The organism is Rhizobium sp. OAE497, assembly GCF_040546565.1.
Classification (GTDB): Bacteria; Pseudomonadota; Alphaproteobacteria; order Rhizobiales; family Rhizobiaceae; genus Rhizobium.
In genome coordinates this window covers 1,052,677-1,070,284 of the sequence record NZ_JBEPOA010000002.1, presented here as the reverse complement: position 1 = coordinate 1,070,284, position 17,608 = coordinate 1,052,677, and the positions used below count along the sequence as shown (strand labels likewise).

Sequence of the window (17,608 nt, the reverse complement as noted above, 5' to 3'; positions counted from 1 at the left end):
TCTATGGAAATGACATGAATCTCGCTGATATCATCCTGCCGGAACACACCTTCATCGGCGTTTCCGCAGCAACCAAGTGGCGCGCCCTGCAGGCCATGGCGGAAAAGGCCGGCAAGGCCTTCGCGATCGAGGAGCAGCCGATCATCCGCGCGCTCGAAAGCCGCGAAAGCCTCGGCTCGACGGGGATCGGCAACGGCATCGCCGTTCCGCATGCGGCGATCCCCGGCATGACGAGCCCGCGCGGATTGCTCATCCGCTTCGCCCATCCCCTCGATTTCGAGGCGATCGACGACATCAAGACCGATATCGCCTTCATGCTGCTCTTCGGCGAAAACAATCGCGGCGAATATCTCAATGTGCTGGCCGCCATCGCCCGGCGGCTGCAAGCGCCTGGCGTGCTGGAATCGATGCGCAAGGCGCGCAGTGCCGACGAGCTCTATTCCGACTTCATCGCGGACTCGCGCCCCTAGTTAGAAGTCCCGCTGCAGACGCATAAAGCCGAAGATGCCGTCATCGCCGTCGTCTTCGTCGCGATATTGCAGGCTGAGCTTGGCCTTCAGATCCTCGACGACCTTGTAATCGACGGTCACGCCGGCCGCCCAGGCATCGCGGTTGCTGTAGCCACCGCCATCGGCAACGCCGTCGTCATCGGCATCGGCAATCACGTTGCCGAAATATTGGAAGCCCGGCGTCACCGCCCACTTGTCGGTAAGCTTGTATTCGTACTGGGCGCCGACGGTCCATTCGGATGCCTCGTAATAATAGTTGATGCCGCTCGTCCAGACGCCATAAAGGCCGAGAGTGCCGGGGCCGAGATCGGCATAGACGATGGCGCGGATCGCGACGTTGTTCTCATCGGTGTCATAGCCTGCGAGCAGGTAGCCGGTCACGGCGCCGAACTTGCCGGAGACCTGGCTGGCGATGCCGAGATCGTTGCCGCCGAAAGAACCGGGTTCCGAGTGGATGTAGTTGGTACCGACCTCGTCGAGCGAGATGCCGGCAGCAAAGTCGCCGCTCTCATACTGATAGCGGATCGAGTTCATCGTCGTCTCGTTGCTGGCGAGAATGTCGGTCTCGCCGGTCGCATCGTCATCCCACCAGCTATATTGCTTGCCGAAGCGGAAGCCCGCGAGCTCGATATAGCCCTCATCGAGCGTCGGATCGCTTTCACCACCCTGATATTCGATGCGGTAGGTGATGACACCGGTCAGCGTGCCATATTCCGTATCGCTCTTCGAGCTAAAGGTCACCTGGGCGCGGTTGAAGAAGCTCCAGTCCTCGTCATTGTTGGCCGCATCGCCGAAGCGGACTTCGCTTCTGAGGTAACCGCCGATCGCGAGGCAGGTCTCAGTACCCGGAATGTAGAAATACCTGCTGCCATAGGCATCGCAGACGCGGACATATTCCACGGGCTCAGGTTCGGCCGCTACGATGGCGTCGGCAGCGTGGGCGCCGGAAACGGCGGCAAGGGCCGCGGCGGAGGCAAACAGGACGGTCTTGATATGCATGTCGATCGATCCCTTCGACAGGGTGGGGCAATGCCGCAGTTGCAGTCGGCAAGGCCTCATGTAGGAAGCGATCGGGCGAATGACCGTATTTGTTTCAGTTGGCCAACACCTATCTCATACCGTGTGCCATTATTAGCACACAGAGAGGGATGGCCGCCCCACAGGTCGCGCCCGGTAAGTCCGTTTCAGAAACGGAATGTAAATGAAACGACATTCCAGAAAGCAGCTCTTTAAACGGAAGAACTTTCGTTTCATTATACGACCAAGTTGATAGAGTTTACGCAGAAACGAAGGAGGTTTTCATGCAGTCAACTCGGATCACACGGCTTCTCGCCGCCGCGGTCTTCGCCGGCAGCGTAGCAATCGGCGCCGTTGCGCCGGCATTTGCCGACCAGCAGCTTCTCAATGTGTCCTACGACCCGACGCGTGAATTGTATAAGGATTTCAACGCCGCCTTCGCTGCCAAGTGGCAGAAGGATACCGGTGAAGCGGTCACCATCCAGGCCTCCCATGGCGGCTCCGGCGCCCAGGCCCGCTCGGTTATCGACGGTCTCGAAGCCGATGTCGTGACGCTCGCTCTCGAAGGCGATATCGACGCCATCGCCAAGGCGACCGGCAAGATCCCGACGGACTGGAAGACCAAGTTCCCGAACAACTCGACGCCTTACACCTCGACGATCGTCTTCTTGGTGCGCAAGGGCAATCCGAAGGGCATCAAGGACTGGGGCGATCTCGTCAAGGACGACGTCCAGGTCATCACCCCGAACCCGAAGACCTCGGGCGGCGCCCGCTGGAACTTCCTGGCGGCCTGGGCATGGGCCAAGCAGGCAAATGGTGGCGATGAAGGCAAGGCACAGGAATATGTGACGCAGCTTCTGCAGCATGTTCCGGTTCTCGATACCGGTGCGCGCGGCGCCACCACCACCTTCGTCCAGCGCGGTCTCGGCGACGTTCTGCTTGCCTGGGAAAACGAAGCCTATCTCTCGCTCGAAGAACTCGGCCCCGACCAGTTCGAGATCGTCACCCCGAGCTTCTCCATCCGCGCCGATCCGCCGGTCGCGATCGTTGACGGCAATGTCGACAAGAAGGGCACCCGCAAGGTTGCCGAAGCTTACCTCAACTACCTCTATTCGGACGAAGGCCAGAAGATTGCGGCCAAGCACTATTACCGTCCGATCAAGCCGGAAGCCGCCGACAAGGCCGACATCGCCCGGTTCCCCGACCTGAAGCTCGCCACCATCGACGACTTCGGCGGCTGGAAGGAAGCTCAGCCCAAGTTCTTCGCCGACGGCGGGGTATTTGACCAGATCTACAAGCCGGCCCAATAATAGAGTTCATGAACGCACATAGCCACGCGCGGTGGCGGTTCAAGCGGCCGAGTGTCATTCCGGGTTTCGGAATGGCGCTCGGCTTAACCTTGACCTGGCTCACCCTTCTGATCCTTATCCCGCTATCGGGCCTTGCATGGCGCTCGAGCGAGCTCGGCTGGGAGAAATTCCTGTCGATCGCGCTCGATCCGCGTACGGTCAATGCGCTTCGCATCAGCTTCGGCGGCGCCTTTGTCGCCGCCTGCATCAATGCCGTCTTCGGCGTCATCCTCGCCTGGGTTCTGGTACGCTACCGCTTTCCCGGCAAGCGCATCATCGACGCCATGGTCGATCTTCCCTTCGCGCTGCCGACGGCAGTGGCCGGTATCGCGCTGACGACGCTCTATGCACCGAACGGCTGGATCGGCCAATTCCTCACGCCGCTCGGTATCAAGATCGCCTTCACCCCCGCCGGTATCGTCGTCGCCCTCATCTTCGTCGGCCTGCCCTTCGTGGTGCGCACGGTCCAGCCGGTTATGGAAGAAATCGACAGGGAAGTGGAGGAAGCTGCGGCGACGCTCGGCGCCAACCGTTTCCAGACGATCACCCGCGTCCTGCTGCCCGGCCTTGCGCCGGCGGTGCTGACGGGCTTTGCGCTCGCCTTTGCGCGCGGCGTCGGCGAGTACGGCTCGGTCATCTTCATTGCCGGCAACCTGCCGTTCAAGTCCGAGATCGCGCCGCTTCTGATCGTCATCAAGCTCGAAGAGTATAATTACGCGGCCGCCACGGCGATCGCCGCCGTCATGCTCATCATCTCGTTCACCATGCTGCTCGTCATCAACCTGATCCAGAGCTGGCGCAGACGGAGGTACGGACATGGCGCTTGATACGGCCACCGCCGCTCCCAAAGTCCGCTCCGTCGTCACCGAAAGCCGGTTGGCGCGCTGGAGCTTGATCTTCCTGTCGCTGCTCTTCCTGCTCCTGATGGTCTTCCTGCCGCTGGCGGCCGTCTTCGTCGAAGCCTTCCGCAAGGGCGTCGTCGCCTTTTTCGAGGCGCTGCAGGATGCGGAAACCTTCTCGGCGATCCGGCTGACGCTGATCGTCGCCGGCATCAGCGTGCCGCTGAACCTGGTCTTCGGCGTTGCCGCCGCCTGGGCGATCGCCAAGTTCGAGTTCAAGGGCAAGGCGTTCCTGACGACGCTGATCGACCTGCCCTTCTCGGTCTCGCCGGTTATTTCGGGCCTGGTCTTCGTGCTGCTGTTCGGCGCCAATACTTATCTCGGCAAATGGCTCGATGCCCACAGCATCAAGATCCTCTTCGCCGTTCCGGGTCTGGTGCTCGCCACCATGTTTGTCACCTTTCCCTTCGTTGCCCGCGAGCTGATCCCGCTGATGCAGGAACAGGGGACAGCGGATGAAGAGGCGGCGCTGTCGCTCGGCGCCAGCGGCTGGCAGACCTTCTGGCATGTCACGCTGCCGAATATCAAGTGGGGTCTGCTCTACGGCGTGCTGCTCTGCAACGCGCGCGCCATGGGCGAATTTGGCGCCGTCTCGGTCGTCTCCGGCCATATCCGCGGCCAGACCAACACCATGCCGCTGCAGGTGGAAATCCTCTACAACGAGTATAATTTCACCGGCGCATTCGCCGTCGCGACCTTGCTTGCCCTGCTTGCCCTTGTGACCCTTGTTTTGAAGACGCTGCTCGAAATGCGATACAGCGCGGAAATCGCCGCCAGCCGGCGGCACTGAAGGATTGAGAATGGAAGTTCGCGTTCAAAACATACGCAAGGAATTCGACCGGTTTCCGGCGCTCCACGACGTTTCGCTCGATATCCGCTCGGGCGAGCTGATCGCGCTGCTCGGTCCTTCCGGTTCCGGCAAGACGACGCTGCTGCGTTTGATTGCAGGTCTCGAAAGCCCGACTGACGGCAAGGTGTTCTTCGGCGACGAGGATGCCTCGAAGAAGACGGTACAGCAGCGCAATATCGGCTTCGTCTTCCAGCACTACGCGCTGTTCCGCCACATGACGGTGCTCGACAATGTCGCCTTCGGCCTCAAGGTCCGCAGCGGCGCGCGCCGTCCGCCGAAGGCCGAGATCCGCAAGCGGGCGCTCGAGCTGCTCGACCTCGTGCAGCTTTCCGGCCTTGAGAAGCGTTATCCGGCGCAGCTATCCGGCGGCCAGCGCCAGCGCGTGGCGCTCGCCCGCGCCATGGCGGTCGAGCCGAACGTGCTGCTGCTCGACGAGCCCTTCGGCGCGCTCGACGCCCAGGTTCGCAAGGACCTGCGCAAATGGCTTCGCGAAATCCATGACCGCACCGGCCATACGACCGTCTTCGTCACCCACGACCAGGACGAGGCGATGGAGCTCGCCGACCGCGTTGTCGTCATGAGCCAGGGCGCGATCGAGCAGGTCGGCACGCCTGATGAAGTCTACGACCGGCCAAACTCACCGTTCGTCTTCGGCTTCGTCGGCCAATCCAACTGTCTGAATGTGAAGATCGCCAATGGCGATATCCTGTTCGAGGGCCGCACGCTCGGCCTGAAGGCAGATGGCGAGCCGGATGGCGAAGCGCAGCTCTATTTCCGCCCGCACGACATCGAACTGCTGGACGCAAACCGCGGCGGCATTCCCGGCAAGCTGGCCTCCAGCCGCCGCGTTGCGGGAACACGGCATATCGAGATCGATATCGGTACCGCGCATCAGCATATCGAGCTGGAAGTTCCGCCCTCGCACACCGAGGTCCTCGACAGCAAGCATATCGCTTTCCGGCCGACGCGCTGGAAGCTGTTCAGGAGGGGCTGACCCCTTTACGCCGTCATGCTCGGGCCTGTCCCGAGCATCCGCAACGCCTGCGGGCGGCAAGGCCGCCCGCTCTCACATTCAGTAGACTTCCGGAACATACATGTCCGGCGGAACCGGAACGCGCGAGTAATCGTCGTGACGCACGCGCGGCGGCAGGACGACGTGATCCTTCGGCACGTCCTCATAGGGGATCTGCTTCAAGAGGTGGTTGATCATGTTGAGGCGGGCGCGCTTCTTGTCGACGGCCTGAACGACCCACCACGGCGCCTCGGGGATGTGGGTATATTCCAGCATCTCTTCCTTGGCCTTGGTGTATTCTTCCCAATGCACGCGGCTTTCGAGGTCCATCGGCGACAGCTTCCACTGCTTCAGCGGATCCTGGATGCGCATGCGGAAGCGGAATTCCTGCTCCTCGTCGGTGATCGAGAACCAGTATTTGACGAGGATGATGCCGGAGCGGACGAGCATGCGCTCGAATTCGGGAACGGAGCGGAAGAACTCGTCGAGTTCATCCTTGGTGCAGAAACCCATCACACGCTCGACGCCGGCACGGTTGTACCAGCTGCGGTCGAAGAGCGCCATTTCGCCCGCCGACGGCAGATGCGGCACGTAGCGCTGGAAATACCACTGGTTCCGCTCACGCTCGGTCGGCGCCGGAAGTGCGACGACGCGGCAGACACGCGGGTTCAGACGCTGCGTGACGCGCTTGATCGCGCCGCCCTTGCCGGCTGAATCGCGGCCTTCGAAAAGCACGACGACCTTCAGCTTCTTGTGCTGCACCCAGTCCTGCAGCTTCACCAGCTCGTGCTGGAGGCGGAAGAGTTCGCGGAAATAGGTCTTGCGGTCGAGCACATCCTCAAGGCCGCCAGGCATGTTTTCGGCGACCAGCTCGTCCAGCCGGTCCTCCTCCATCTGCATTTCCAGTTCCTCGTCGAAACTGTCTGCAATCTCATCCTTGATGCGGCGGAGCTGGTCGATTTCTTCCTGAGTCATGGTCCTGTCCCTCTGATCGGCGCCACATCAACAGGGTTTGACGACAGTAATGTGACAATGCGAGCCGCGCGAGGAAGGCCGCCGGAGATACCGCAAAGTTGTGTCACGCAAGGTTCACGGGGCGGACGTAGTTTTGGTTGCTTTTCCATGAAAGGACAAGGACATGGCTGATATTGCCCCCGATCACCTGTTGCCTGAGTCCGGTAAGCACCCGCTGCATTCGTCGAGTGCAGGCAAGTGGTTCGTGCCGGTCTTTCTCGTCATTCTTCTTTGCGGCCTTGGATATGTCGCCTATGCGCTCGGCCGCGATCTGACCGAAGCCTCCGCGGTTCCGTGGATCCTGCTTGGCCTGGCGCTGCTGATTGCGCTCGGCTTCGAGTTCGTCAACGGCTTCCATGACACTGCAAATGCTGTCGCCACCGTCATCTACACGCGCTCGATGCCCGCCGAGCTCGCCGTCATCTGGTCCGGCTTCTTCAACTTCCTCGGCGTGCTGACATCGACGGGCGCCGTCGCCTTCGGGATTCTGGCACTACTGCCGGTCGAGCTCATCCTGCAGGTCGGCTCGGGATCGGGCCTTGCGATGGTCTTTGCGCTGTTGATCGCCGCGATCTTCTGGAACCTCGGCACCTGGTATCTCGGCCTGCCCTCCTCCAGCTCGCACACGCTCGTTGGCTCGATCATCGGCGTCGGCCTCGCCAACCAGTTTCTCGCCCCGGCGGGAAGCGCGACCAGCGGCGTCGACTGGTCGCAGGCGACCAATATCGGCCTGTCGCTGCTGATTTCTCCGCTGATCGGCTTCGCTCTCTCGGCCGTGCTTCTCCTCGTCATGAAGTTCCTTGTGCGCAAGAAGGAGCTCTATGAGGAGCCGAAGGGCAACCAGCCACCGCCGCTCTGGATCCGGGCAATCCTGATCTTCACCTGCACGGGCGTGAGCTTCGCCCATGGCTCCAACGACGGGCAGAAGGGCATGGGCCTGATCATGCTCATCCTGATCGGCCTCGTGCCGACGGCCTTCGCGCTGAACCGGACGCCCGATGTCAACTACCTCGAGGCCTACAAGCAGGCCTCGGCCCAGGTCGAAACCGCGCTCGGCAAATATGTGAAGCCCGGCGTGACCGTGACCGACTACAAGGCCGAGGTCAGCAATGCGGTGAAGACAAAGACCTGGACGGACGCGACGACGCCTGCCCTGCAGCAATATATCCACCAGACGAGCGCCGAAGTCGCCGCCTTCCCGACGCTGGAAGCGGTTCCCACCAATCTCGTCGGCAATGTGCGCAACGACATCTATCTCATCGGTGAATCGCTGAAGCTGATCGACAAGCAGAAGCTCCTGCCGATGGACGCAACGGACCTGCAGGCTGTCACCAACTACCACAAGGCCGTCGACAACGCGACGAAGTTCATCCCGCTCTGGGTGAAGGTCGCCGTGGCGCTGGCGCTCGGGCTCGGCACGATGGTCGGCTGGAAGCGCATTGTCGTGACCGTCGGCGAGAAGATCGGCAAGACGCATCTGACCTATGGTCAGGGCGCTGCTGCCGAAATCGTCGCCATGGCGACGATCGGCGCGGCCGACCATTTTGGCCTGCCTGTTTCCACGACGCACGTTCTATCGTCAGGCGTTGCCGGCACCATGGCCGCCAATGGCTCGGGGCTCCAATGGTCGACGGTCCGCAACATGCTGATGGCATGGGTGCTGACGCTGCCGGCCTCGATCGCCATCGCCTTCGTGCTCTTCATCATCCTTCGCCAGGTCTTCTAAGGCTCCTGACGAAGGAAAACCGCGACAAATGCTGCGGCGCATGATAAGCGCGCCGCAGCTTCTTATCAGGTACCCGCTTTCCCATGATCCGCATCGAAAATATCAGCAAGCAGAACAGCCACCGCATTCTCTATCTCGAGGCATCCGCCGCGCTCAACAAGGGCGAGAAGATCGGCCTCGTCGGACCGAACGGCGCCGGCAAGACGACGCTGTTCCGCATGATCACCGGCGACGAGACGCCGGATGAAGGTCAGATCTCCGTCGAGAAGGGCATGACCGTCGGCTATTTCAACCAGGATGTCGGCGAGATGTCCGGCCGCAGCGCCGTTGCCGAAGTCATGGAAGGCGCCGGCCCCGTCAGCGAAGTCGCCGCCGAACTGCGCGATCTCGAAGCCGCCATGTCCGACCCCGACCGCATGGACGAGATGGACGCGATCATCGAGCGCTACGGCGAAGTGCAAGCCCGCTACGAAGAGCTCGACGGCTACGCGCTGGAAGGCCGCGCCCGCGAAGTGCTCGACGGTCTGAGCTTCACGCAGGAAATGATGGACGGCGATGTCGGCAAGTTGTCCGGCGGCTGGAAGATGCGCGTGGCACTCGCCCGCATCCTGCTGATGCGTCCCGACGTGATGCTGCTCGACGAACCGTCGAACCATCTCGATCTCGAAAGCCTGATCTGGCTCGAAGACTTCCTGAAGAATTTCGACGGCGCGCTGCTGATGACCTCGCACGACCGCGAATTCCTCAACCGCATCGTCACCAAGATCATCGAGATCGACGCCGGTTCGCTCAACAGCTACTCGGGCGACTACGCCTTCTACGAAAACCAGCGGGCGCAGAACGAGAAGCAGCAGCAGGCGCAGTTCGAGCGCCAGCAGGCGATGCTCGCCAAGGAAATCAAGTTCATCGAGCGCTTCAAGGCCCGCGCGTCACACGCGGCGCAAGTGCAGAGCCGCGTCAAGAAGCTCGACAAGATCGAACGCGTCGAGCCGCCGCGCCGCCGCCAGACGGTCGCCTTCGAATTCCTGCCGGCACCGCGCTCGGGCGAAGACGTCATCAACATCAAGAACGTTCACAAGAAATACGGCAGCCGCAGCATCTACGAAGGCCTGGACTTCATGGTCCGCCGCAAGGAGCGCTGGTGCATCATGGGCGTCAACGGCGCCGGCAAGTCGACGCTCCTGAAGCTCGTCGCCGGTTCGACTGACCCCGATCAGGGCAGCGTCGCGCTCGGCGCCAGCGTCAAGATGGGCTATTTCGCCCAGCACGCCATGGACCTGCTCGATGGCGAGCGCACGGTCCTCGAATGGCTGGAGGATTCCTTCCCGCTCGCCGGCCAGGCACCGCTTCGCGCGTTGGCAGGCTGCTTCGGCTTCTCGGGTGACGACGTCGAGAAAAAGTGCCGCGTGCTCTCGGGCGGCGAAAAGGCCCGCCTGGTCATGGCCAAGATGCTGTTCGACCCGCCGAACCTGCTGGTCCTTGACGAGCCGACCAACCATCTCGACCTCGACACCAAGGAAATGCTGATCAAGGCGCTCGCCGAATACGAAGGCACCATGCTCTTCGTCTCGCACGACCGCCACTTCCTGGCCGCACTCTCCAACCGCGTCCTGGAACTGACCCCTGACGGCATCCACCAGTATGGCGGCGGCTATACCGAATATGTCGAGCGCACCGGCCAGGAAGCGCCGGGTCTGCGGAGCTAATCCCCTCTTGCCGGGCGAGTTAGCTCGCCCGGTTGCCCGCTTCGTCGAAGACATGCAGGTGCTGTGCCGGGAAGGTGACGTTGACCTTCGGGCCGGCCGACAGCGCGTCGCGGTTCAGCGTGAAGACCTTGAACGGCAGGCCGTGCAGCGACAGATGCAGGATGATGCCGAAGCCGGTCGGTTCGATGAGTTCGACATCGGCGCTCATGCCATTGCCATCGGATGACATGACGACATGCTCGGGGCGGATGCCGAGCGTGACCTTCGCGCCATTGGCGACGGACAGCGGTGCGGAAAGCGGGACGATCGTGCCGTCCTTCAGCTTCACGCCGCCATTCTCATAGGTCGCGTCGAGGAAGTTCATGCCCGGAGAGCCGATGAAGCCGGCGACGAACAGGTTTGCCGGACGGTCGTAGAGCTCCAGCGGGCTGCCGACCTGCTGCACGACGCCGCCATGCATGGCGACGATGCGGTCGGCGAGCGTCATGGCTTCGATCTGGTCGTGGGTGACGTAGATCGAGGTTGCCTTCAGATCGCCATGCAGCTTCTTGATCTCGGCGCGCATCTGCTCGCGCAGGCGCGCATCGAGGTTCGACAGCGGCTCGTCGAACAGGAAGGCCTTCGGCTGGCGAACGATGGCGCGCCCCATGGCGACGCGCTGGCGCTGGCCGCCGGACAAAGCCTTCGGGCGGCGTTCCAGCAGCGGATCAAGGCCGAGCTTCGACGCGGCCGAACCCACGGCGCTGGCGATCTTTTCCTTCGCCGTCTTCCGGAGCTTGAGGCTGTAGCTCATGTTGCCCGCGACGTTCATATGCGGATAGAGCGCGTAGGACTGGAACACCATGGCGATGTCGCGGTCCTTCGGGTGCAGATCGTTGACGCGATTGCCGCCGATGCGGATCTCGCCGCCGGATATGTCCTCGAGACCGGCGATCATGCGCAGCAGCGTGGACTTGCCGCAGCCGGACGGGCCGACGAGAACGACGAATTCGCCGTCGCCGATCTTGAGGTCGACATCGTGCAACACCTGCACATGGCCATAGGCCTTCTTGACGTTCTGGATATCGATCGATGCCATGTGTTTAACCCTTGACCGCGCCGGCCGTCAGGCCCTGCACAAGATAACGTTGGATGAGCAGGAAGAAGAGACCGGCCGGAATGAGCGCCATGACGCCCGCCGCCATCATCTGCCCGAAATCCACGGAGAATTTCGAAACGAAGGTGAGAAGCCCGACCGGGAAGGTCGCCGCGTCATTGCCGTTGATCAGCATCAGCGCGAAGAGCAGCTCGCTCCATGCCGCCGTGAAGACGAAGCCGAGCGTGGCCGCGATCCCCGGTAGCGTCAGCGGCAGGATGATCTGCCGGAACGCCGTGAACTGCGTCGCGCCATCGATCATCGCCGCCTCTTCCAGATCCTTCGGAATGCCGTCGAAGAAGGACTGCATCAGGAAGGTTGCGAAGGGCACGTTGAAGGCGGTGTAGACGATCACCAGACCCGTCAGGCTGTTTGTCAGATGCAGCGGCGTCAGAATCTTGAAGATCGGCGCGACGAGCATGACGAGGGGGAACATCTGGGTCAGCAGCATCAGCGCCACGATCCAGTATTTGGCCCGGAAGTTGAAGCGCGACAGCGCATAGCCTGAGAGCGAAGCGCAGATCGTAACCGTGATCGCCGTCGAGGCCGACACGATCAGGCTGTTCTTGAAGAAGGTCGGAAAGGCGCTGTGCTGCAGGACGAAGGAATAGTGCTCCCAGGTCGTGCGCGACGGCCACATGCGAACGCCCTCGGAATAGAGAAGGTCGTTCGGCGTCACCGAAACCTTCAGGAGCCAAAAGAGCGGGAAGAGCGCAAACAGGATGTAGCAAAGGATTGCCAGACGATGCGCGATAGTGGGGATGACGGATCGCTTCATGGTCTCAATCCTTGTTCAGCAGGGTCTGCCGCAGCAGGATGATCAGCATGGAATAGGCAAGCAGAAGCGCGAGCAGCACCAGCGCGATCGCCGAGGCATAACCGAAATCCAACCGCTTGAAGGCCTGGGTGAAGATGTAGCTCGCGACGATCTGCGTGCGGTCCGCCGGGCCGCCGCCGGTCATGACGACGATCAGGTCGGCGAAATTCGAGATCCAGACGGTGCGCAGCAGCACGGTGATGGCGATCGTCGGCGCCAGGAACGGCAGGGTGATCGAGCCGAAACGCTGGAACCAGCCGGCGCCATCGATCGAGGCGGCCTCGTAGAGATCGCGCGGGATCGCCTGGAGGGCTGCGAGCAGCGTGATCGCGAAGAACGGAATGCCCCACCAGACATTGGCGATGATCGGTCCCCACATCGCATATTGCGGGTCGGAGAGAATATTGCCCGGCTCGCTCATCAGGCCCATCGCGTAGAGCCAGTGCGGGATCGGGCCGATCACCGGATTGAAGAGCCAGGCCCAGTTGAGACCGGCCAGGAAGGACGGCACCGCCCAGGGCAGGAAGACCAGCGCCTGGACGATGCCCCTGCCCCAGAACGGCTTGTCGAGCAGCAGCGCCAGGATGAGGCCGAAGACGAACTGCAGGATGACGGAAGCACCGGTCCACCACAGCGTATTCTTGAGCGCGCCGTAGAAGGCGGCGTCCTTGGAAAGGTCGCGGAAATGCTCGAGCCCGATGAAGCCGCCGGAGAACGGATTGAGGAGCTGGATGTCGCGGAACGCATAGGAGATCCCGATCACCAGCGGAACCATCATCACCCCGATGATGAGGATCAGCGAAGGGGCGCTATAGAGATAGGGTTCCGAGGCATCGGCGAGACGCTTCAGCCACGGCCTGCGGTCGCGGCGCCTGTCGAGCGTATCGGCGGTCATAGTCATCGGTGGTCGGCTTTCCGTGTTCTTGTCTAATAGCCTTGGCATATGCAGCCCCCTCATCCGGCCCTACGGGCCACCTTCTCCCCGAGGGGGAGAAGGGAATGGATAGGTTGCCGCAAAACCCCTTCTCCCCAGCGGGGAGAAGGTGCCGGCAGGCGGATGAGGGGGCTCCGGGTTCGGAGCCCGCCCGATTTACTTCGCCAGATGCTTCTGCTGAGCCTTGGTCAGGTAATCAGCCCACTGGTCGGCAAGGTCTTTCGGCGAGATGTCGCCGAGGAGAGCCTGCTGCGAGGTCTTGATCGCCAGCGAGTCCTTGAAGAAGGCGAATTCTTCGAGGTAGGTCGGCATGACGGTCGGGACGGTGTCCTTGTCGGCCAGTTCCTGGAACCAGCCCTTGAACTGGTCACCGGCGTAGAACGGATCCTTCTCGGCTGCCGTATAGGCCGGCAGAGCGCCGATCTTCTTGTTCCACTCGATATTGCCATCCGGGCTTTCGAGGGTTTCGATCAGCTTCCAGGAGAGATCCTTGTTCTGGCTCGTCGTGAACATCGACCAGCCGGCATAGCCGATGGTCGGGAAGGACTTGCCATCCGGACCCTTCGGCAGCGGGATGACGCCGAAGTCTTCGGCCTTCATGCGCTCGGCAATGGCGATGAGCGCGTCCGGATCCTGGTCGAGGAAGGCGCAGGTGCCGGAGTAGAAGCCGGCCACGACTTCGTTGAAGCCCCAGTTGACGCTATCCTTCGGCGCATAGCCCTTCTTGTAGAGATCGACCATCCATTCCAGACCCTTGGCCCAGCCTTCGCTGTTCATGGTCGAGGTGCCATCGTCGTTGAAATACTTGTTGGAGCCGGCCATCGAGGCGGCGAAGATCATCCAGCCGTTCAGTCCGCCCGGGCCGCCGCGCATGCAGTAGCCGTATTTGCCGGAGATCTTGGAGACGGCTTCGGAAGCCTTGGTGAACTCCTCCATCGTCTTCGGCGGCTCCTTGACGCCGGCTTCGGCGAGCAGCTTCTTGTTGTAGAACATGGCGCGCAGATAGAAGCCGTAGGGCAGCATGTATGCGGTGTTCTTGACGTCGCGGCCGAGCTCCAGGGCGCGGGGCGTCAGGTCCTTGGTGTGTTCCCACTTGGCGAGATAGGGCTCGAGGCTTTCGAGCATGCCGTTATTGCCGTAGAGCGACAGCCAGGTGTCCGGCATTTCCATGACGTCAGGCGTATCGCCGGCCGAAACCATGGTTGCGAACTTCTGGAAGGCTTCGTTCCAGGGCAGCGAGATGATCTCGACCTTGGTGCCCGGATTGGCGGCCTCGAACTTGCCGACGATCGACTTCAGCGTCTCGGTGCGCTCCGGGCTGGTGATGACTTCGACGAGTTTCAGCGTCGTGTCGGCGAAGGCCGTTCCTGCCATCATGGTGGCGAAGAGCGTAGCGGTTATCAGTCTTTTCATGCTCAGTTCCCCTTTTGTTGAAGGTGTTTCTCTCACTATTGTCGTCACGAAGCGGCGGCGATCGCCTCTTCGATATCCGTCCACAAGGCCTCGGTTCCTTCGAGGCCGACATGGAGGCGTACGGACCGCGGATGAATGCCAAAGGCATGCGCGGAATTCGGCTGTGCCTTCTGCTGAAGCACGACCTCGCCCGGTACGATCAGGCTTTCATGTCCACCCCAGCTCACGCCCAGTTTGAAGAGCTTGAGGTGATCGGCGAAGGTGCGGATGTCCACGCCTTCGCGGAAGATGAAGGAGAAGAGGCCCGACGTGCCGTTCAGGCCCGCAGGCAGGCGGTTGGCGAGGCCCGGATGGCAGACCTGCTCGACGCAATCGAGCGCCTGCAGGCGCTGGGCAATGGTCATCGCCGCGGTCTGGTGCGCCTTCATGCGGATCGGCAGGGTGCGCAGGCCGCGGATCAAAAGCCAGGCATCGAAGGGCGAAAGCTTGCCGCCGAGATAGGGATAGGCCTCGGCCTTGATGCGGGCGATCATCTCCTTCGAACCGGCAACGACGCCGGCGACGACATCGCTATGGCCGCCGAGATATTTCGAGGCCGAATGGATGACGATATCGACGCCCAGCGTGATCGGCCGCTGGAAGATCGGGCTTGCCCAGCTGTTGTCGATCATGGTGACGACGCCATGCTTCTTGGCAAGCGCCGCCAGCGCGCCGACATCATGGGCTTCCATCACCCAGCTCGTCGGGCTTTCCATGTAGAAGACCTTGGCGCCCGGAAGCGCCTTGGCGACTTCCTCCTCGTCGCGGCCGTCGACATAGGTGACCTCGACCTTCATCCGCTTCAGGATGGTGCCGAACAGGCGGAAGGCATCGGGATAGACATGCTTGACGGCGACGATGCGGTCGCCCGGCTCGACAAAGCTCAGGACGGCGGACGAGATTGCCGCCATGCCGCTCGCAAAACCGAGCGCGTCTTCGGCGCCTTCAAGCTTCGCCAGCATTTCCTCGAACATGCGCACCGTCGGGTTGAGGCCGCGCGTATAGATCGGCCGTACCTTCTCGCCGCGATAGGAGGCGATCATGTCGTCGTAGCCGGAGAAGGTGAAAAGCGACGTCTGGAAGATCGGCGGCACCACGGCCTCGGCGAAATTGCCGTCGTCATGGGCGGTGATCAGCGAAGCGAAATCGAACGGTTCGGAGCCGTCAGTCATTTGGACATTTCCTTGATGTCTTCCTCGACGACGTCGAGGATTTTCAATGTTTCGCAGCGCGCCGCTTCGGGGTCCTGAGCGGCGATGGCGTTGAAAAGCGTGCGGTGAAAGGGAAACGAGCGGCGGGCAAAGTCCTGCCGGTCGAAAGGATGCGACCAGAAGCGCACGAAGGTCTCGCGCATCTGTTCCAGAAGCTGGCCGAACATCGGATTGTGCGTGGCGTCATAGACGGCCATGTGGAAGGCGAGATCCTCGGGGCCTGACGTTCCCTTGGCGATATGGACGCGCTCCATCTCGTTCAGCTTGGTCTCGATGTTGACGACATCCTCAGCCGTGCGCTTGCGCGCTGCGACCATTGCCGCCTCGCACTCAATGCCGCGGCGCACTTCCAGCGTCTGCAACAATGCATCGCGCAGATTGGCGCCCTCGAACGAGAGCGGAACGTGAATAGTCGCCTTCGAAACCGGTTTCAGTAGATAGGTTCCGCTGCCCTTCCGGGTCTCGATGACGCCGAGTGCTTGGAAGTGGCGGATGGCTTCGCGAATGGTCGAACGTCCGACAGCAAGGGCAGACATCAGCTCGCGCTCGGCCGGAAGCCGGTCGCCCGCCTTCAGCTTTGCATCCTCGACGTAATGCGCCAGCGCCTCAGTCACCTGACGCGCACGATCGATCGCCGGAAGCGGCCTGATCACCGGTCTGTCGCCCACATTTGCCTTCATGGTTCCCCATTTTTCTTTATCAGGCAGCCGACCTTAAATTGGTCTGACATCTTAGCATTCCGTAAGAATCTTTCGCCGTCAAGGGCGGTGACGAAAGAATTGGTTCATGAATTGGCGATGGCGCGCCGACCCGCATGGTGGCGCGAAAAAGCGTTCAGCCCTGCAGGCTGGCGGCGACGTTGAGAAGCATGCGGCGGCAGTCTTCGAGTTCCGACATCAGAATGAATTCGTCGGCCTTATGAGCGCGGGCGATGTCGCCGGGGCCGCAGATAATTGCGGGAATGCCGGCGCGCTCGAAGAGGCCGGCCTCGGTTCCGTAGCTCACCGCCGGGACGGCTGTCACGCCCGAGGCATCACCGACCAGCGCAGCGAGCGGGCTACCGGCCGGGAGCGCCATGCCGGGATAATCGGAGATCGTTTCCGTCGTCACCTCGAAGCCCCTCGCCTGGAGCGCGCGTGCCGCGGCCAGCACAGGCTGCAAAAGCGCGGAGGGCTCGATGCCCGGTACGGCGCGTACCTCGATGTCGAGCCGCGCATGTTCCGGGATGACATTCAGCGCCATGCCGCCGCTGACGATTCCAGCCTGAAGTGTCGAATAGGGCGGCGCGAAGAGCATGTTCTGCTCGGCCTGTTCCAGCCGCTCCGATTGCCGGACGGCTTCCGACAACACGCCGGCGAGCGCGTGGATCGCATTGCGGCCGAGATCGGGGCGCGAGGAATGGCCTGCCGTTCCCCTGATCGAGATGCGCATCGCCGCCTTGCCCTTGTGTGAAAGGATTGGCGCCATACCGCTCGGTTCGCCGACGATGCTGCCGGACGGCAAGGCGCAGAGCGCCGGTATCGCGGCGATCATATGCGGCACCCCGCGGCAGCCCGCTTCCTCGTCGTAGGAGAAGGCGAAATGCAGGGGGCGGTCGAGGCGCATGGCGGCTATTTCGGGAACGAGCGACATCGCTGCCGCGAGAAATCCCTTCATGTCGCTCGTTCCCCGTCCGTATAGACGGTTTCGCTCGGCGCGGAGCGTGAAGGGATCGGACGACCATGTCTGACCTTCCGCCGGAACGACGTCCATATGGCCCGACAGGATCAGTCCCGGCCGCTCCACAGGGCCGAAACTGGCGAACAAGTTGGACCGGTCGCCTTCCGGGCCGGGAAGGATATGCACGCTCGCACCGAAGGACTGAAGATAGTCCCTGACATAGGAAACGATTGCCGCATTGGGTGTGCCGACGACCGACGGAAAACCGATCAGCCGGGCCAATATCTCCTGCACATCCGCCGTCATCCTCGCCCCTCC

General features: G+C 62.0%; 16 protein-coding genes. 7 read left to right on the top strand and 9 right to left on the bottom strand.

From position 1 onward, the window contains the following. The first annotated feature begins 14 nt into the window (after positions 1-14). Positions 15-470, top strand: a complete 456-nt coding sequence (locus tag ABIE40_RS24600; RefSeq protein ID WP_130281300.1) for a PTS sugar transporter subunit IIA — start codon at positions 15-17, stop codon at positions 468-470. Here the strand turns inward: ABIE40_RS24600 and ABIE40_RS24595 are convergent, their stop codons facing one another. Beyond that, the gene (locus tag ABIE40_RS24595) at positions 471-1,508 is read right to left on the bottom strand and encodes a porin (protein ID WP_199628125.1); all 1,038 of its coding nucleotides are present in this window, start codon (positions 1,506-1,508) and stop codon (positions 471-473) included. A gap of 302 nt (positions 1,509-1,810) precedes the next feature. On the opposite strand from ABIE40_RS24595, the gene ABIE40_RS24590 reads away from it, so the two are divergent. From ABIE40_RS24590 to ABIE40_RS24575, 4 genes are read left to right on the top strand one after another with little or no spacing between them, the layout of a single operon-like run. Then, positions 1,811-2,836: a sulfate ABC transporter substrate-binding protein gene (locus tag ABIE40_RS24590; protein ID WP_199628126.1), complete on the top strand. Its 1,026-nt coding sequence runs from the start codon at positions 1,811-1,813 to the stop codon at positions 2,834-2,836. A gap of 8 nt (positions 2,837-2,844) precedes the next feature. Beyond that, positions 2,845-3,702: a sulfate ABC transporter permease subunit CysT gene (gene cysT, locus ABIE40_RS24585; protein WP_130281306.1), complete on the top strand. Its 858-nt coding sequence runs from the start codon at positions 2,845-2,847 to the stop codon at positions 3,700-3,702. Next, positions 3,692-4,564: a sulfate ABC transporter permease subunit CysW gene (cysW, locus tag ABIE40_RS24580; RefSeq protein ID WP_112711023.1), complete on the top strand. Its 873-nt coding sequence runs from the start codon at positions 3,692-3,694 to the stop codon at positions 4,562-4,564. The genes cysT and cysW overlap by 11 nt, the downstream gene beginning before the upstream one ends. 10 nt (positions 4,565-4,574) lie before the next feature. Beyond that, the gene (locus tag ABIE40_RS24575; protein ID WP_199628127.1) at positions 4,575-5,618 is read left to right on the top strand and encodes a sulfate/molybdate ABC transporter ATP-binding protein; all 1,044 of its coding nucleotides are present in this window, start codon (positions 4,575-4,577) and stop codon (positions 5,616-5,618) included. A gap of 78 nt (positions 5,619-5,696) precedes the next feature. Here ABIE40_RS24575 and ppk2 read toward each other — a convergent pair whose 3' ends face one another. Continuing rightward, positions 5,697-6,611, bottom strand: coding sequence for a polyphosphate kinase 2 (ppk2, locus tag ABIE40_RS24570; RefSeq protein ID WP_112711025.1), 915 nt, complete (start codon positions 6,609-6,611; stop codon positions 5,697-5,699). A gap of 163 nt (positions 6,612-6,774) precedes the next feature. Between ppk2 and ABIE40_RS24565 the strand changes: the two genes are divergently transcribed. Both ABIE40_RS24565 and ABIE40_RS24560 read left to right on the top strand, forming a co-directional pair. Next, positions 6,775-8,376 (top strand): inorganic phosphate transporter, encoded by a 1,602-nt coding sequence (locus ABIE40_RS24565; RefSeq protein WP_199628128.1) that lies wholly within the window; start codon positions 6,775-6,777, stop codon positions 8,374-8,376. A gap of 83 nt (positions 8,377-8,459) precedes the next feature. Then, positions 8,460-10,082 carry an ABC-F family ATP-binding cassette domain-containing protein gene (locus tag ABIE40_RS24560; RefSeq protein ID WP_199628129.1) on the top strand — a complete coding sequence of 541 codons (1,623 nt, stop codon included), beginning with the start codon at positions 8,460-8,462 and terminating at the stop codon, positions 10,080-10,082. Between the two features lie 19 nt (positions 10,083-10,101). On the opposite strand, the gene ABIE40_RS24555 is transcribed toward ABIE40_RS24560, so the two are convergent. The 7 genes from ABIE40_RS24555 to argE form a co-directional block, all read right to left on the bottom strand. Next, on the bottom strand, positions 10,102-11,160 hold the full coding sequence (locus ABIE40_RS24555; protein WP_199628130.1) for an ABC transporter ATP-binding protein: 1,059 nt from the start codon (positions 11,158-11,160) through the stop codon (positions 10,102-10,104). Positions 11,161-11,164: 4 nt separating this feature from the next. After that, positions 11,165-11,995 carry a carbohydrate ABC transporter permease gene (locus ABIE40_RS24550; protein WP_112711028.1) on the bottom strand — a complete coding sequence of 277 codons (831 nt, stop codon included), beginning with the start codon at positions 11,993-11,995 and terminating at the stop codon, positions 11,165-11,167. Between the two features lie 4 nt (positions 11,996-11,999). Next, a complete protein-coding gene (locus tag ABIE40_RS24545; protein WP_130281315.1) occupies positions 12,000-12,935 on the bottom strand; it encodes a carbohydrate ABC transporter permease in 936 nt (311 codons plus the stop codon). 189 nt (positions 12,936-13,124) lie between these two features. Next, positions 13,125-14,381 carry an ABC transporter substrate-binding protein gene (locus tag ABIE40_RS24540; RefSeq protein ID WP_130281319.1) on the bottom strand — a complete coding sequence of 419 codons (1,257 nt, stop codon included), beginning with the start codon at positions 14,379-14,381 and terminating at the stop codon, positions 13,125-13,127. Between the two features lie 44 nt (positions 14,382-14,425). Further along, positions 14,426-15,592 (bottom strand): PLP-dependent transferase, encoded by a 1,167-nt coding sequence (locus ABIE40_RS24535; protein ID WP_112711031.1) that lies wholly within the window; start codon positions 15,590-15,592, stop codon positions 14,426-14,428. Further along, a complete protein-coding gene (locus ABIE40_RS24530) occupies positions 15,589-16,311 on the bottom strand; it encodes a FadR/GntR family transcriptional regulator (protein WP_199628131.1) in 723 nt (240 codons plus the stop codon). Before ABIE40_RS24530 ends, ABIE40_RS24535 begins: the two co-directional genes overlap by 4 nt. A 154-nt stretch (positions 16,312-16,465) precedes the next feature. Beyond that, positions 16,466-17,596: an acetylornithine deacetylase gene (gene argE / locus ABIE40_RS24525; RefSeq protein WP_199628132.1), complete on the bottom strand. Its 1,131-nt coding sequence runs from the start codon at positions 17,594-17,596 to the stop codon at positions 16,466-16,468. Positions 17,597-17,608 lie beyond the last annotated feature (12 nt).